We start from the raw sequence: 16,063 nt of genomic DNA, 5'->3' as shown, positions 1-16,063 counted from the left end.
GTATCTTAATCAACAAGCATGATGAATGGTCTGGCGGTCATGCCTCCGCAGGTTGTTTCACATCGAGCTGCAGCAGGGAGAAGCCGTATGCCTCCAGTTTCAGAGACAGTTTATTTTGCTTTGCTTCGATAGAAGTGACCGTAAACAGGTCGCGCCAGACGCTCTGATTGGCCAGCGGCAAGTCTATACTGCAAGCTTCGTCACCAGCGTTCAGCACGATGAGGAAACGTTCTCCCGTCGCTGAATCCACTCGTTCCATTGCAATAACCGGATCTCCAGCTTCGGCATGGAGAATCTTCAACTCGGTGCTGCGCAGTGCAGGGTGCTCTTTGCGCAAGGCAATCGTCTGCTTAAAGAAGTCGAGAAGCTCAAGGTTTTGCTTGGTTTCATCCCACTCCATACATTTACGGCAGCCAGGATCATATCCGCCATCGAGGCCCACTTCGTCTCCGTAATAGATGCAGGGAGCACCTGGATACGTGAGCAGCAGTGTAACGGCAAGCTTCATCTTGCGGATATCCCCGTCGCACAGGGTGAGCAGTCTGGGCGTATCATGGCTGCCCAGCAGATTGAAGGCAACTTCGGTCACAGGCTGGGAGTAGGCTGCGAGCAGCTTGCCGATCTCATTTGCGAAGCCGAGTCCATCCAGCTTGCCGTGAACTGCATAGTCCAGCACCGAATTGGTGAATGGGTAGTTCATCACCGCATCGAACTGATCTCCCTGCAGCCACATCAACGAATCATGCCAGATTTCACCCAGCAAATAGGCGTCAGGCTTGATGGCTTTTACCGTTTGACGGAATTCACGCCAGAACTGATGATCTACCTCGTTTGCTACGTCCAGTCTCCATCCATCGATGTCCATTTCCTCAATCCAGTACCGCGCGACCTCCAGCAGGTAGGCCTTAACCTCGGGATGCTCCGTATTCAGCTTCGGCATAAGTGGTTCGAAGGCAAAGGTATCGTAGGTCGGTATGCCATCTTCAATGCGTGGCGGCCAATCTCTGACATAGAACCAATCCGCATAGGGGGAAGCTGCCCCGTTCGCCAATACGTCAGCAAAAGGCGGGAACTCTCTACCGGAATGGTTGAATACCGCGTCCAACACAACCCGAATGCCGCGCTGATGACAGGCATCCACCAGCTCTTTCAATTGTTCATTGGTCCCAAAATGCGGATCCACCTTCATATAGTCGGCTGTATTGTACTTGTGATTGGTTGTAGCCTCGAACAGGGGACAGAAGTAGATCGCATTTACCCCAAGCTGACTCAGATGATCCAGATGATCAAGCACACCCTGCAGATCCCCCCCGAAGAAATTCACCGGTGTAGGCTCCCCTCCCCAAGGCTCGGCGTTCTTCGGACTAATGGAAGGGTCACCGTTCGCATAGCGTTCAGGGAAAATCTGATAAAATACCGCGTCCTTGACCCAGGCAGGCGGTTCAAAAATGTCGACCGGATTCATAAACGGAAAATCGAAGAATTCCAGCGGATGTTCCGGCAGAGCTTCCTCAAATCCGCGCTCGGTCATCCAGACGTTTTTCTCGCCCTCCACCAGCTGGAAGCCGTAACGTAATCTCCGGTAGGGAGGCCGGGTCTCGACTTCCCAATAATCAAACAGCTCATCCCGGGCGAAGATTCGCATGGGTGTGTGGGTGATGGTCTGCTCCCAGGCATACTTATCCCCCGTAATGGCAATAACGGCATCCAGATCTCCGCGTTTGGAACGCAGCCGCAGGTGCATGGTGGACCGGTCGTAGGCATAGGACCAGTTTAATTTGGGACGATGGTAAATGGCTTCAAGAATCACGTTGAATCACTCCTTATACGATGAAATTCAGATGATATTCGGCCATGAAAACGCAAAAAAGGCACAACCTCCATTGTTCACGAGGTTGTACCTTTCGGCAGCATAGCCTTTTGATTATACGGCTATTATACGAATTATCCCGGCAAAAGAAAACACTTTTTTTTCCTGAAATCTCATTTTATTTAAATGGGAAGGCTGGTGGATGTGCATGCCTCTGCTCGGGCTGTTCGTCTAAAGTTTGCTTCATTAAAAATCGTAGCCCAGTTCTTGGGCGTAGGCTTGGATTTCTTTTTTGTATTGCTCCAGAATTTTAATGCCTGTGTCAATTTTGGCATTGCCTTGTTTCAGGAGGGCGCTGTTTACTTTGGTTTTGGATACGGATTTCTTGAACAGCAGATAACCTTCGAGCTGTGCATAGCTTCCTTTGATCAGTTTGTTATGGATTTTTTGCAGCTCCGCGTTCTCTGGCTTGATCTGCTTCAGCATGGACACATACTTGGTGTAATTGGGAACCGCAGTATTGTTCAATTTCAGGAAGATGGATTTGCGGTTGGCGGATGTAACATACGTGCTGCCAATGGAATCCAGGGCTTTCTTTTCATAAACCGTTGTCAGATCAAGTGCATCCAGATAGTTAAGGAAATCTTCCTCATCAGCGCTAGGAATTGGCTCTTGTTCCGACGTGTCCACTTCCGTGTAGTTATCTTCCGAATATGTAGTGGTGGTGTCTTCCGCTGCAGCCGCATAGGAACCAGCAGGAGCGAATACCCCGCCCAGCAATACAAAACTCATAATAATGGATAATACCCATGACCTCTTCTTCACGTAACATGTCCCCTGTCTATAGATGTGATTTTATTCCAAGGGATAATCTAACATAGGACTGCAAGAAATTACAGGAATAGTTTTACAAATTTTTGGAGATTTCCTTTGTTTTCTGAATTTGAATCGTTAGACTGATACGCTATATAGGTATAAAGGAATATCCATATGTTCAAATATGAACTCTCAACTGAATATAAGTAGAGGCCATACGCCCCCCACAGAATTTGTAATGGGGATTGTTCATATAATCTCACCAATATATGCTTGAAAATAACGTACATAGAATCGATCAGATGATATAATCGGTTGGAGTATTCATGTCACGCCGAATAGATTCCGAAAAGGTTATCGGCGAAGATGAACATTTTTGAAACCGCAATCATAAATCACACAGAAAGTGAGAGTAGCGATGAACCAGAAAAAGCTTTTTAATGATGGATGGCAATTTGCGAAAACCAAACTGGATGTTTCGGAACCTGCGGGGCTGGCGTTCGAGCCTGTGGAGCTTCCCCATGACTGGCTGATCTATAATACGCTTGACCTGTACGAAGACAGCATTGGATGGTACCGCAAGACATTCCCATATACGAAGGATGAACAGCAGCTTTTACTTTGTTTTGACGGCGTTTACATGGATTCTTCCGTGTATGTGAACGGTCAGTTGGTTGGAGAGTGGAAATACGGTTATTCCGCGTTTGAACATGAGATCACGGATGCGCTGGTGGAAGGCGATAATGAAATCATCGTCAAAGTGGTTCATCAGAGTCCGAACAGCAGATGGTATTCCGGGGCTGGAATTTATCGCAATGTATGGCTCAAGACGAGAGATCGCAATCATATCGTAACCGACGGCATCTACGTATCCATCAAGCAGCAGCCAGCGGGCTGGCAGGTTGAACTGGACACGGAGCTGAATATCGATCAGAACGCACAGCTTGTGCATACGATCCGATATGCGGGTCAGGTTATTGCCACTAATACAGCGGCGGTTACGGCGGCTGCAGGTGGAGATACAGAAGTAACGGATCGTCAGCAGATCGTGGTGGAGAACCCAAAACTGTGGAGCACGGATGAACCGAATCTGTATGAACTGGTTACGGAACTGCAAGTGGTGGATGCGGACCAGCATGTACAGACGCTTGAGTCGGTATCGCAGCGAATTGGCTTCAGGGACGTCCAGCTGGATCCGAACGAAGGTTTCCATCTGAACGGGGTCAAAATGAAAATGAATGGTGTGTGCGAGCACCATGATCTGGGCGCACTCGGGGCGGCTTTCAACCTGACGGCACTTCGCAGAAGGTTCAATCTGCTGCGGGAGATGGGCGTCAATGCGATCCGGACCGCGCACAATATGCCTGCCAAGGAGTTCATGGAGCTCGCAGATGAGATGGGCATGCTGATCGTCTCGGAAGCCTTCGACATGTGGGAAAGATCCAAAACGCCTTATGACTATGCGAGATTTTTCCCCGAATGGGCACACACGGACGTGAAGAGCTGGGTGAAGCGTGACCGCAACCATCCAAGTCTGGTCATGTGGAGTATCGGGAATGAAATCTATGATACCCATGCGGATGAACGGGGCCAGGAAGTAACGCGAATGCTGATGGAGTATGTACTGGAGTTCGATCCGAAAGGCAACGCAGGCGTAACCATCGGTTCCAACTACATGCCTTGGGAAAATGCGCAAAAATGCGCGGATATCGTGAAGCTGGCAGGATACAACTATGCGGAGAAATATTACGACAAGCATCACGAGGAGCACCCAGACTGGATCATCTACGGTAGTGAAACATCATCTGTGGTGCAGAGCCGCGGGATCTACCACTTCCCGTTCGAGCAATCGATCCTGGCCGATGATGACGAGCAGTGCTCCGCACTGGGCAACAGTACGACAAGCTGGGGTGCGAAGTCTGCAGAATACTGCATTTTGGCCGAACGGGATCGGCCGTATTCACTGGGGCAATTCCTGTGGACCGGGTTCGATTATATCGGAGAGCCGACCCCATATCATACGAAGAATTCATACTTTGGACAGCTGGACACGGCGACGTTCCCGAAAGATTCCTACTATATCTATCAAGCGGCATGGACCGATTACAAAAAAAGCCCGATGGTGCACCTGTTCCCGTACTGGGATTTCAGCCCTGGTCAGCTGATTGATGTACGCGTGTGCAGTAATGCGCCGAAGATCGAATTGCAGCTGAACGGTAATACGATCGGCACGTATGATATTGATCATGCGAACGGAACCCAGCTGGTCGGCTGGTGGAAAGTGCCGTATGAAGAGGGCGAGCTGAAAGCGATCGCTTATGATGAGAACGGGGAAATTATCGCAACGGATGTACAGCGATCTTACACGGACGCACAAAAGGTTCGTCTGCAAGCGGATAAAGAGCAGCTGCAAGCGAATGGAACTGATCTTATTTTCGTTGAAATTCAAGTGGAAGATGAAGCGGGCAATCCCGTGCAAAATGCAAACAACCGTGTACAAGTTAAGGTGACAGGTGCAGGACGACTGCTTGGCCTGGATAACGGGGACAGCACGGACTATGATCCGTACAAAGGTCTGAGCAGAAGATTGTTCAGCGGCAAGCTGATGGCGATCATCGGGGCAACTCATGAACCGGGCCGCATCCGGATTGAAGTAACTTCCGAAGGTTTGCAAGGTGGAACAGCGGAGTTCGAATCGAAGGCAGTGGATGGCAAAGCAGTGAGTACGTCTGCATCCGTTGCAATTCAGGGACAAGCCGTGTTAACGAAGAACGTGGAACGTCCGGTTCTTACCGGACGCGCCCAGGAGGTTCCTTTGCGGAAAATCGAGATTATCAGTGAAGCCGGGCAAGCCTTCGATCCGTCGACCCAGGAGATGGTGGTTACCGCCAAGCTGTATCCCGAAAACACTTCGTATCGTGACATTGAATGGGCTGTTGTGAACGATGCCGGCATTGAGTCCAACATTGCAAAGGTCGAAGCAGACGGTCTGGAAGTACGCGTGTCTGCGCTGGGTGATGGTGAATTCCGCCTCCGCGCAACGAGCAGTAATGGTACGGACAAAACGAAACTGATCTCACAGCTGGAATTCAAGGCAACAGGTCTGGGCACAGCTTACAAAGATCCGTACGGCTTCATTACTGGTGGATTGTACGATTACACCAAAGGCGATGTCGGTAACGGCAACGAACGCGGTGTAGCGACAAGTCGTGATGGAGAAACGCATGTTGGCTTCCGCAGTATCGACTTCGGACCGTATGGCTCCGATACGATTACGATTCCGATCTTTGCCCTGTCGAGTGAGGATTACTTCCTTCAGATTTGGGAGGGCATGCCGGATGAAGAGGGCAGCACGCTGCTGGCTGACGTGGTCTACCAGAAGGAATCCAGATGGAATGTGTATCAGGAAGAGACGTACCGGCTGTCCAAGCGGCTGAGCGGCATTACGTCGATCTGTTTTGTTACGAAGCAGAAGATTCATATCAAGGGTTTCTCATTCAAGCGTCAGAGCCGTGCATTCGAGCAAAACACGGCCGCATCATGCGATCATCTCTACGGTGATACGTTCTCGATCCAGGATGAGTATGTAGAGGGGATCGGTAACAACGTATCACTGGAGTTCGAAAACATGGACTTTACGGCAGAAGGCACGTCGAAGCTCGTCATCTATGGCCGTTCGCCGATTGATAAAAACACGATTCATATCCGCTTCGCTGGCGCAGATGGACAGAGCAATCAGCTGGTCGAGTTCACGCACTCGGAAGGGTATGAGGAGCGGATATTTGAGCTTGAACAGGTAACCGGTGTGCAGAAAGTGACCTTTATCTTCCTGCCGGGAAGTCAGTTTGACTTCGGATGGTTCCGGTTTGAGAAGTAAGTGGTTTTAAGAGATACACGGCCTTATAGTAGAGTAAATTAATTAAATTAAATAAATAAATTAAATAAATAAATTAAATAAATAAATTAAATCCCCTTCAAAGTGTGTGATTTAAGTTCAAATGAACCTAAACCGCATGCGTGAAGGGGATTTTGGTATGTAAAGTATATGGAACGCGAATGTTTAACGGAATTGCTCCGCACGTATAGAGAGGTCCATGTCATGCCCTATTCTGCTGTAGATGTATACCTTAACACTAGTGTCCTGTAAGGCAAGGAGATTCACGGTCTTTTCACTGTTTTTGCTGATCGTGGTTTCCATAGGTTCACTGTAGTCGTCGACATACAGGTTCATATACATGGGATGATTACTATGATTTTCAATGATGATGTCTGCAAGTGTTCCATTGTCAGCAACCATCGTGAAGCTGCCGGTGTATGCTGCAAGGCCTTGATGATGGGTTTGACCAATGAGCAGAGCATTCCGATCCTGCTTTACTGATTCTTCTGCAGCATTGACCGCCATGGATGACGGTTCAGCGGGGGCTTTCCCTTTCGCATCCAATGTACTAACGGGCATGAGCAGGACAGAGCAAAAGATACCTGCACCCATGATCTTTTTTAACCACATTGTAATAAATCCTCCTGTACATAATGAATGATCTCGTTGCTAGGTATCACTTTGGATAGTCAACAAGCTTGCCTCTTCATCCCAGTTCACAGTAAGTCCCAAGGCCTCGAATACTTCAAAGGGAACGGTCGTCGCACCCGAATAATTGCTTATCGGTTCTGGTAATGAAATGGATTGAGCTGTAGAGGAAGAGGTGGATTTCACCGTGGCCTCCGTCTCGTTGGGACGGATTGTGACGGTACGATCTTCATATTGCAATGAATAAGCTTCGACTATTCCGTTTACCTGGTTCATTTCAAATGCTGCCCCAATCACTGTGGCTGCGGCTCTGACTGGAAGTTGAACGGTATGTTGGGTTTGGACTGCCGAATACGTGGACTGGAACAGAGCATCGTTAATATACACATCGATGCCAAGCTTGGCCTGAACGGGTCGGTAAACCATGCCTCCAGATGATGTCGCAGGTGCTCCAGCCTCCTGGTACTTGTCACTTCCCCAACCCCAGACAGTTCCATTAGAGGATAAGGCCAGACTGTGGTGATACCCTGCCGAAATATCGGTAATACCCGACAGATGCTTAACTCTGCCTTCTTTGCCTGTAACCGTCCTTCCGTAGCTGTACACCTCACCCGAAGTGGTTAACAGCAAGATATATTGCGAATTCCCGTCCATCTGCTTCACCTTGAGGTTATGATGCTGAGCAACTGGTTTGCCCTTCTCGTTCAGGCCCCACACTTTCCCGTTCTGGTCCAGTACAAGCAGGGACGTATCTGTGCTTGTGATCGATGATATGTTGGACAGACCCTTTAACTTGGCTGGTTTGGAAGGAGTGTCATCCGGTTGGTTTGGTTCATTCCATGTCCACAGGGAGCCATCTTTCTTCAAGGCATAGCCTTGTTGGCCGGATGATCCTACCTGAATGATGTCTTTCAATCCGTTTACTGCGTGTGGACGGTGTATAACTTCTGAATCGTTTCCTTGAGTCCCATGGCGCTGCCATGACATAACTGTACCGTTCCGAAGAAGGGCGGTATTGAAAGAACCAGTAACCACATCCTTCGCAGAGGAGATGCCTTCGACTTGGTAGGGGAGTGTACCAGAGCCCCATTCCCACACGGTTCCATCTGCCTGAACGGCTGCGTTAATCCCACCTCCTGCGGCTGAAATGGCTATGACATTCGAAATTCCCGGAATGCGAATGGGACTGGACGTATGGCGATAGCGGATGTCTTCACTGACACCAAGCTCTCCGAACATATTGCGACCCCAAGCCCAGACGGAACCGTCATTTCGCAGTGCGATCGTATAATAATGAGCCCCCTCCACAGCGGTATAGTGAAGTTTGTTTTCTGTGGTTGCTGCGGTGGTATGGACCGCAGATGTACCGCTGGGTGGCAGTGGAGTTGTTGCTGCGTATGATATGGGGGCATGGCCCAGCCCCGTTAATAGGGTTGTGGTTAACCAAGTAGAAGCGACCACCAGGCGCCATCTACGAGCTGGTTTACCTTTTACAGGGGGATCGGTTGGTATGAAGGAATTTTGGTTGGGGTTAGTTTTATGATCAGATGGATCCGGCCAGCTCATGAAATCGCCTCTTATTCGAGTGGGTTAGGGGACTGCGGTTTTTCTATATGTCTAAACGCTCTTGGGAGTGATGAAGTTACAGAGAAATGATAAAATGTCTATATATTGAAAATATTATGGCTCTAGCTATGTGAATCAATGGACAATTCAAATAAGGGAGAAAAGGAGGGTGAACCATGAAGTTTAGTGAAGATGTACTATGGAATCAACTGCAGGATGTGAGGCAATTTACGCTGCACGTGTGCGACTCTATGGATGAAGGACAGGTTCATGATGTGCCGAAGGGATTCAATAACTCCATCCTGTGGAATGTGGGACACATCATTTTGGATCAGGATATGTGGTTTCATTATCTCATTGCTGATGACTCGGAAGTGCCTAAGGTCTATGTACAGTTCTTTGGTTATGGGACAAGCCCGGCAACGTGGGATGCATCACCCCCAACCTGGACCGAATTGATGGATCGTCTAAGGGCACAACCAGAGCAATTGAAAAACAAATTTGCAGGTCGCCTGGAAGAGCCGCTGCTCCGAGAGAGCGAGTTAGGCATGAGTACAATCGGCGAAGTGATTCCGCGTACGCTCTATCATGAGTGGTACCATCTGGGATACATTCAATCTATTCGCAGATGTCTGAGTGTATCTTCTGCAGGTTGAGGCTTACATACATTAAAATTGTAGATGGGAAAATCCTGTGGAGCCAAGGCTTTACGGGATTTTTTGGCGTTATCACATTTGAGAAAGAGGCTTTCTTCTAAATATTCAGAGCGTAAGTCCATTCAATAACGTCATGAATATTCAATCTATTAAACGAACAACAGGCGCAAATGAGTGTTGCTCAGACTTCTGGTATAGTAGAAAAGAGAAGATTTGGAATTGTGGTCGAGGTGACAACCAGAAAACTAGGCATGCCTTTTTACATTAGAGCGAGATTCTTTCATGATTTGTATAGGTCATATCCATTAACGATTATTCTTGAGATGTTCAGGAAGGAGTTCATCCTGTGAAGCAATTTTTATTATCATTTGCATCTACAGCTGACGTACAACATGCGGCCAACGTACCAGAGCAAACGGCAGTGCTGCATGACGACTGGATCCAGCACGCTGGCGTACAGTTGATGTGGTTGCTGCTCGCTGTATTCGTACTTCAGTTAATAATATGGATTCGAGCTCGATTAAGCCGAGGTACATACTCGGACGAAGAAGTGGAACGGGCAGATCCATTGTATCTAGCCTATCTACATAGCAAAGGACGGATAAAGCTAAGGGATACACTTGCTTCCTTGTTTGCTTTAACCCGCATTGGTGTATTGTCCGTGCGAATCGAACAGGCAAAGAGTCGCTATCGGGAGGACAAGTACGCTCCAGATGCAACGCTGGAATATCGGCATGAACGTCCTACAGCGGAGGTGACTGCTGATGAGAGGGAACTCATTCAATGGCTGCTGAAGGACTACGGTACCGCTAACCGTAAATTTCGTCTAGATGCACTCGCAGGCCCAAGCTCGAAGCAAAGCTCAGAGTCGGAAGAGATGCAGCATTATCGCCGCAAGGAGAAGGCACTAGGACAGGGGCTACAGCGGTGGACGACTCGAATTCGCGAGAATAGAGATTGGGAAGGTCTGGTTCGCACACCGATTCCGCTTCGATTGCTCGTTGGCATCGTATTTCCGCTGTTATGGATTCTCACTGGCGCGCTGTGCCTGCTCGATGACTTAAGCATTGGAGAAGGCATTAGTTTGGGGGGGGCGTTATTGATGTGGTTGTTTGCCTGGAGACGGATACGCGTCCGCTGGCCATTTCATACCGCAGGAGTAGGGCTGCTCATCGCGATTACCCTAGCCGAGCCCAGTGATTCCAGTGGAACCGGAGTAGTGATCCTGGCTATTATGCTAACACTGCTGGTTCGCCTCCTATTACCGGTACGAGAGATTGCTCCTGCAGCCCGTGATTGGGCTGTTTCGATGAACCGATGGCGCAGACGTTACAAGAAAGGCATCCCTGCAGATCGAATGGCTGAACCTGCCGAGACATTGGAGCGCATGCTGCAGACTGCACTGGTACTCTGGATCGGTTCACAATGTGCGCGCAAAACGAACTGGAGCTTGCTTCAGGATCATGCAGATCCAGAATTGAGGCGTATGGTACAGCTTAAGAGTGGGAAAACAGGAGTTCCACCGGACTCAACCCTTTTACAAGCACCATTGTTGAGGTTGACGCTGCATCTTCGCGAAGAATATCGCCCACTCCTTGCAGCAGAGTATCCTTACGAACGTTTAAATTACATTGCTGGCAGTTTGGAATCCGGCTCGTATGGAGGTAGTTCGGTATATAGTGATAGTTCCGATACAAACAGTAAGCGACATTCACGGGATCAGGATGGCGACCCTCCCGATGGGTATGGTCATGGAACGGATGGAGGAGATCCGGGATCAGGTGGTGACTCTGGGGTGGCGGAGATTAGGTGCATTGCTCAGTTTAGTATAGAAAAATAGCCACCCAGAGCTTCATCACACAAAATGGATAAATGAAGAGCATGAAGGAGGCAGACATGTGATCATCATATATGGCAGTTCACCTCTCGATGAGAAGAAGGTGGACGAGAGTTATGAAGAGGAATATCAATGTGCGAAGCAGCTCGGCTTCGAGGTAGGACTCATTAATTTGGAAGAATTTATAGTGAATCAGCGTCCGGATCTCGCCATTAAACGACTTAGAAAAGCTCCGGAGCGGGAAGAAGCACTGTACCGTGGCTGGATGTTGAAACCGCAAGAGTATGCACAATTATATGAAGCACTGGCCTCGAAAAATTGGTATCTCATCAACACGCCAGAGCAGTATCAACATTGTCATTACCTGCCTGAGTCTTATGACAAAATCAAAGGACACACGCCAAAGTCGGTATGGCTACCTATATCTGAGCTACAAGGTTCCCCGGATGCGATTCAGAAGGCAGTGCTCCCGTTTGGTGAGCAGTCCATCATGGTGAAGGATTATGTAAAGTCTCGTAAACATGAGTGGGAGGAAGCTTGTTACATCCCGAATGCTGCGGATAACGAGCATGTAATGCAGGTCGTACATAACTTGATAACGCTGCAGGGCGAAGACTTGAATGAAGGACTCGTATTCAGGGAGTTCGTTCCGCTTGAATTTCTGTCCTACCATGACCAGAGCGGCATGCCGTTGTCACGGGAGGTGCGGGTGTTCGTTTTGGATGGTAAACCTGTCTATATATCAAACTACTGGGACGAAGGCGAGGATGAGGTGTTCAAGGAAGTGTTAGGTTCATTTATGGATATTGCTGGAGAGATTCAAAGTCGTTTTTTCACGATGGACTTTGCCAAACAGGAGGGCGGATCCTGGATCATCCTTGAACTCGGTGACGGTCAGGTGGCAGGATTGCCGGATTATGCGGATGCATTGCGCTTTTACGAGCATTTGAAGATAGCCCTGGAATAGACAACAAGAATGAGTTAACTCATGGTGATCATGAATTAACTCTTTTTCAGTCCCTACCAAGTCAATGATGCTTCACTAGTTGTGTTTACGGATAAACCCGCAGAGCGCTCTTTCATTACTGATTTGCAGACGAACATGGATTATATTAATAATCAGAAGCTAAGAGAAGAAGGTCCAGTTACCAATGTGAATTTTTATGATGTTCGTGACGAACAACAATTCAATTACGAACAGATATTTAATATGAGCACTTATCCGTACATGATCCTTTTTGAAAAAGGTCAGATCGTCCTAGAAACACAGGAACCTGAAGAGATTGTAAAGTATAATGAGGGTAAAACTCCAAATGAGGATTAAATTGTTTGTTACGACGATAAGCTAAATTGGTGTTGTTGCAGTGATGTTTAAAGAGATCAGGAGAGTGGTTTTAAACAAATGTTGTGTGCACTAATGCGAAAGTATACCACCTAAAAGTATGTTGCTCGACTACCGTATAACCTTAGAGAAAATGAATCCCTCGTTTGATTCCAATCCTCCTTCTGACTTGTTAAAATTTAGGTATTTATACACTACGGTCAGGTTGGCGGTGAAGATGAATGCAGCAAATTGAGGTTCACCCTGATGTATTAGATGAAAAGGCCAGGTTCGTTCAGCAAAAGAAACAGGAACTGGAGCGGATGGTCTGGGAACTGGAAAAATCGATCTACCTTTTGCAATCCGATTGGTCGGGCGTAACAGGAGAACGATTCTTTTGGGACTTTATGCAAGTAAAAGAAGTTTTCCCTACGACATTGGGTCTCTTGGATAAAATCCAAAATGAGTTTACCTTTATAGCAAAAAATTTCAGGACGACAGATGGTTCAGGCGAAGTTGCCCTGTATATTCCTGAGGAGCTTAAACCAACTTTTGCTAAGGGGCTTGCGGATGGTTCAGTTGGAGAAACGGTAAACGGAATGGGGCAGACGGCCGAGGCGCTCTTTTATGATCCGTTCGGCACGGTGGCTAGTTTTGCCTATGCGATGACTCTTGGCAAAGTTGTCGATGCTGGGCGAGGCATTAAGTTTGCTTGGGATGCATATTGGGGAAACGGTACGGCCAGGTCCGATGTGGAACAATTTGTGGAAGAGCAGAAGAAACAGGTAGACCAAGATGGACTTGGCTATTACAGCGGATCGATGGCAGGTCAGGTATTGGCCTATGCTTTCTTTGGCAAAGCGTTTCGGGCTGTTGAGAATAAGCATAGCGATCTGGGAGGGTCGGGTGGAAGTAAGCCGGAGGCAGGAAAGGGAACTGGGGGGCATAGAGAATTAATAAGGCCTAGTTTTCATCCTAACCCAGAGGCTGTACCTAGCGGAACGAGGACAAAAATTCCAAGTAATGCTGATAAGGCAACTAAGCAATCCTTAGAATTAGAAAATGATGCTGCCGATCAGTTGGCGAGAAGTGGATACAATATCGAACAAAATCCAAGAGTTCGTGAAAGTGATGGAATTGACTCCAACAGAGATCCAGATTTTAGAATCGAAGGTAAAATATTTGACTGCTACGCACCAACTGAGAACAAAGGTGTAAGAGGTATTTGGAGTGAAGTTCAGGAGAAAGTTGTTATTAAACAACAAACTAAAAATGTAGTGATTAATTTAACACAATGGTCTGGAGATGATGCCCAATTGCTTAAGCAATTTAAAGAGTGGGAAATTCAGGGCTTAGAAGAAGTTATCGCAATTAAAAAGGACGGTAAAATCATTTCAGTATTTCCATAAGTAGAGGAGATAAAGTCAATGGAATATTCATTGAAGGTGAATGGAAAGCAGGATGCATTATGGTTAAAGAAATTATTAGGAAGTAAAAATATTGAATTTCGTTATATAAACAAACAACATAATTCATTGTCTATTGATGAATTTGATCTAGCCAATGGTCTGAGAATAAGTGTTTATGAAAATAATTTTCCACCCAATCATCCGGCGGCTACTTATGAAACTATGTTTCAAGAAGAGGACTTTGTTTATGAACAAACAATATCTTATGAGTTAGAGAATAACGAACAATTTGAACGTTGTTATAAAACCATGTACGAAGTTTCTTTTTCTATCTTAGAATCTCTCAAAGTAGATGGGTTATTTTATCATACATCAGGAGAAGAGATATTTTTCTATAGAGATGGAAAGTACACCTTTAACGGAAAATATCTTGAATTGCTCGAAGACCAATACAGCGAAATTCTTAAAAGTATCAATTATACGCTTTTTGGTAGCTAATTGATGGCATCAGCGGAGTTATATCATAATCACGACAGGCAACTATGTTTTAGAATTGCTGATGAACCTTATCCGTATAAAACTTGTTAATTATGATCAGAAGGTTATTTCAAAACAGTGGTGTCGAGTGACTGTAATGACAACGAATATTGTTTAAAGTTCTGTTTGTCTTTCTGAATGAATTTCCGGTATAAACCCTAAAGATATCTAAATGAGTAACTGAAATTCAAAATGAAGAGAGATTAAACTTTAGGACATATTCGAAATGAAATTAAGTAAGCACTTCTACCAAGAAAAGAGTAGAGGTGCTTTTTTTATGATTCAAAACAACTAATGAAATCTTCCACAAGTTGGACGATAATATAGTAGAAACATGATATAGCTCTAACCTGTACATACAGAATATCCACAACCATCCTACACCCACGCGAGGTATTTCCATGAAACAAGGCATATATGAACAGCTTATTAACACAATCACCAGGCAGGAGATTTCGGCACTAGATCCGGATGTGTATCACATTGGGACTGAGAAGCTGGATGCAGAGGAAGCACGTAAACTACTATCTACGTATTTGGCTGCGTTGACCCGACGAGCTCTGAAGATTGTGAGAGAACAAACTGAAGATAGTACAGCAGTACTAGCACAGATCCGTACATGTAATGAAATTATCGCTACGTTAAAAGAGACGCTGGGGGAAGAAGAATATAACGAATTGCAGTTGGATGAGCAAGGGGAAGTGTTGACCCATGTGTATTCCAAGCTGAACAATATACGAGCCGTACGGAATTCTAAAATCATTCGCCCAGATAAGCCTATCGCTCAAAGCTCATTATTTACTGGGGCAAAGTCTGAGCCGAGTATGCTTTTGGAGTTGCAAAAAGAGATCGTGACAGCAGACCGGATCGACTGGCTCGTGTCTTTTATCAAATTCAGTGGGCTTCGCCTACTCTTGGAACAACTTCAGCAATTTACATCTGGTGGCGGGAAGCTGCGAATCATTACGACCACCTATATGGAAGCGACGGACCTTAAGGCCATTGTCGAACTCAGCAAACTGCCCAACACCGAAATACAGATTTCATATGATACGAAGGTTACACGATTACACGCCAAAACGTACATTTTCCACCGTGAGACTGGATTTACGACAGCCTATGTAGGCTCTTATCCACAAATCGCAGATGAGCCAAATTATATTTGAAGATATCCACAAGCTCTGCCCGGAATGCCTCACAAGACAGCACACGCTGCACACCGTCTTCGATACTGTTCAGTCCCAGCCTCTCAGGTGCAGCCCGATGGAAGGTGTAATAGAACATGATCAACATGCGCCGTTCATCAGCGGTCGTGGGTTCTTTCCCAAACGGTGTGCGAGTTGGTAATATACCTAACCACAAAAACAAAGCAAAGCGAAGTGGAGAGGGCCAAGCTTGGTTCCCTAAGGAATGGACAGCGGAAGATATCAAAAAGTCAGGTGAGTACGTAGCAAATCTCCCCAAAAACAGAGTTAAAGGTGATGGTGAATGGATGTTTGGAAACTATAATAACGTTAGAGTGGGAGTGATCAAGAACGATGGTCAGATCGGAACGATTACTCCAGATAACTCAAGACAACCGTGAG

At 46.8% G+C, this 16,063-nt stretch carries 12 protein-coding genes and 2 pseudogenes; 9 read left to right on the top strand and 5 right to left on the bottom strand.

The window, feature by feature from the left end; all coding sequences use genetic code 11:
• Positions 1-37: 37 nt before the first annotated feature.
• Together ABGV42_RS16765 and ABGV42_RS16760 are read right to left on the bottom strand one after the other, a co-directional pair.
• Complete coding sequence (locus tag ABGV42_RS16765) at positions 38-1,810, bottom strand: alpha-glycosidase (RefSeq protein WP_347382654.1); 1,773 nt, start codon at positions 1,808-1,810, stop codon at positions 38-40.
• Between the two features lie 246 nt (positions 1,811-2,056).
• Positions 2,057-2,635 (bottom strand): hypothetical protein, encoded by a 579-nt coding sequence (locus ABGV42_RS16760; RefSeq protein WP_347382653.1) that lies wholly within the window; start codon positions 2,633-2,635, stop codon positions 2,057-2,059.
• A 409-nt stretch (positions 2,636-3,044) separates the two neighbouring features.
• Here ABGV42_RS16760 and ABGV42_RS16755 point away from each other — a divergent pair, with 409 nt between their 5' ends.
• The gene (locus tag ABGV42_RS16755; RefSeq protein ID WP_347382652.1) at positions 3,045-6,503 is read left to right on the top strand and encodes a glycoside hydrolase family 2 TIM barrel-domain containing protein; all 3,459 of its coding nucleotides are present in this window, start codon (positions 3,045-3,047) and stop codon (positions 6,501-6,503) included.
• A gap of 183 nt (positions 6,504-6,686) precedes the next feature.
• Here the strand turns inward: ABGV42_RS16755 and ABGV42_RS16750 are convergent, their stop codons facing one another.
• Both ABGV42_RS16750 and ABGV42_RS16745 read right to left on the bottom strand, forming a co-directional pair.
• Positions 6,687-7,133 carry a hypothetical protein gene (locus tag ABGV42_RS16750; RefSeq protein WP_347382651.1) on the bottom strand — a complete coding sequence of 149 codons (447 nt, stop codon included), beginning with the start codon at positions 7,131-7,133 and terminating at the stop codon, positions 6,687-6,689.
• 39 nt (positions 7,134-7,172) lie between these two features.
• Positions 7,173-8,717, bottom strand: coding sequence for a stalk domain-containing protein (locus ABGV42_RS16745; RefSeq protein WP_347382650.1), 1,545 nt, complete (start codon positions 8,715-8,717; stop codon positions 7,173-7,175).
• 176 nt (positions 8,718-8,893) lie between these two features.
• Here ABGV42_RS16745 and ABGV42_RS16740 point away from each other — a divergent pair, with 176 nt between their 5' ends.
• The 7 genes and pseudogenes from ABGV42_RS16740 to ABGV42_RS16710 form a co-directional block, all read left to right on the top strand.
• On the top strand, positions 8,894-9,373 hold the full coding sequence (locus ABGV42_RS16740; RefSeq protein ID WP_347382649.1) for a DinB family protein: 480 nt from the start codon (positions 8,894-8,896) through the stop codon (positions 9,371-9,373).
• Between the two features lie 346 nt (positions 9,374-9,719).
• Complete coding sequence (locus tag ABGV42_RS16735; protein WP_347382648.1) at positions 9,720-11,213, top strand: hypothetical protein; 1,494 nt, start codon at positions 9,720-9,722, stop codon at positions 11,211-11,213.
• Between the two features lie 58 nt (positions 11,214-11,271).
• Positions 11,272-12,177 carry an ATP-grasp domain-containing protein gene (locus tag ABGV42_RS16730; RefSeq protein WP_347382647.1) on the top strand — a complete coding sequence of 302 codons (906 nt, stop codon included), beginning with the start codon at positions 11,272-11,274 and terminating at the stop codon, positions 12,175-12,177.
• A gap of 81 nt (positions 12,178-12,258) precedes the next feature.
• A complete protein-coding gene (locus ABGV42_RS16725; RefSeq protein ID WP_347382646.1) occupies positions 12,259-12,534 on the top strand; it encodes a hypothetical protein in 276 nt (91 codons plus the stop codon).
• A 239-nt stretch (positions 12,535-12,773) separates the two neighbouring features.
• Positions 12,774-13,940, top strand: a complete 1,167-nt coding sequence (locus tag ABGV42_RS16720; protein ID WP_347382645.1) for a WXG100 family type VII secretion target — start codon at positions 12,774-12,776, stop codon at positions 13,938-13,940.
• 18 nt (positions 13,941-13,958) lie between these two features.
• Positions 13,959-14,438 carry a hypothetical protein gene (locus tag ABGV42_RS16715; RefSeq protein ID WP_347382644.1) on the top strand — a complete coding sequence of 160 codons (480 nt, stop codon included), beginning with the start codon at positions 13,959-13,961 and terminating at the stop codon, positions 14,436-14,438.
• Between the two features lie 440 nt (positions 14,439-14,878).
• Positions 14,879-15,607: pseudogene (locus ABGV42_RS16710) on the top strand (NgoFVII family restriction endonuclease); the annotation flags it as partial.
• Here the strand turns inward: ABGV42_RS16710 and ABGV42_RS16705 are convergent.
• Positions 15,603-15,803: pseudogene (locus ABGV42_RS16705) on the bottom strand (hypothetical protein); the annotation flags it as partial. The pseudogenes ABGV42_RS16710 and ABGV42_RS16705 overlap by 5 nt on opposite strands.
• Here ABGV42_RS16705 and ABGV42_RS16700 point away from each other — a divergent pair.
• Positions 15,760-16,062: an EndoU domain-containing protein gene (locus ABGV42_RS16700; RefSeq protein ID WP_347382643.1), complete on the top strand. Its 303-nt coding sequence runs from the start codon at positions 15,760-15,762 to the stop codon at positions 16,060-16,062. The pseudogene ABGV42_RS16705 and the gene ABGV42_RS16700 sit on opposite strands and share 44 nt — an antisense overlap.
• The last annotated feature ends 1 nt before the right edge of the window (position 16,063 follow it).

The organism is Paenibacillus pabuli (assembly GCF_039831995.1).
GTDB classification, from domain to species: domain Bacteria; phylum Bacillota; class Bacilli; order Paenibacillales; family Paenibacillaceae; genus Paenibacillus; species Paenibacillus pabuli_C.
Note: the sequence above shows the minus strand (reverse complement) of the source record. Positions and strands in the feature narration are given on the sequence as shown.

Excerpts from the sequence above, each read along its gene's own strand:
- ABGV42_RS16755 (WP_347382652.1), top strand. The coding sequence starts at position 3,045 with ATGAACCAGAAAAAGCTTTTTAATGATGGATGGCAATTTGCGAAAACC.
- ABGV42_RS16750 (WP_347382651.1), bottom strand. The coding sequence starts at position 7,133 with ATGTGGTTAAAAAAGATCATGGGTGCAGGTATCTTTTGCTCTGTCCTG.
- ABGV42_RS16745 (WP_347382650.1), bottom strand. The coding sequence starts at position 8,717 with ATGAGCTGGCCGGATCCATCTGATCATAAAACTAACCCCAACCAAAAT.
- ABGV42_RS16740 (WP_347382649.1), top strand. The coding sequence starts at position 8,894 with ATGAAGTTTAGTGAAGATGTACTATGGAATCAACTGCAGGATGTGAGG.
- ABGV42_RS16720 (WP_347382645.1), top strand. The coding sequence starts at position 12,774 with ATGCAGCAAATTGAGGTTCACCCTGATGTATTAGATGAAAAGGCCAGG.
- ABGV42_RS16715 (WP_347382644.1), top strand. The coding sequence starts at position 13,959 with ATGGAATATTCATTGAAGGTGAATGGAAAGCAGGATGCATTATGGTTA.
- ABGV42_RS16700 (WP_347382643.1), top strand. The coding sequence starts at position 15,760 with ATGATCAACATGCGCCGTTCATCAGCGGTCGTGGGTTCTTTCCCAAAC.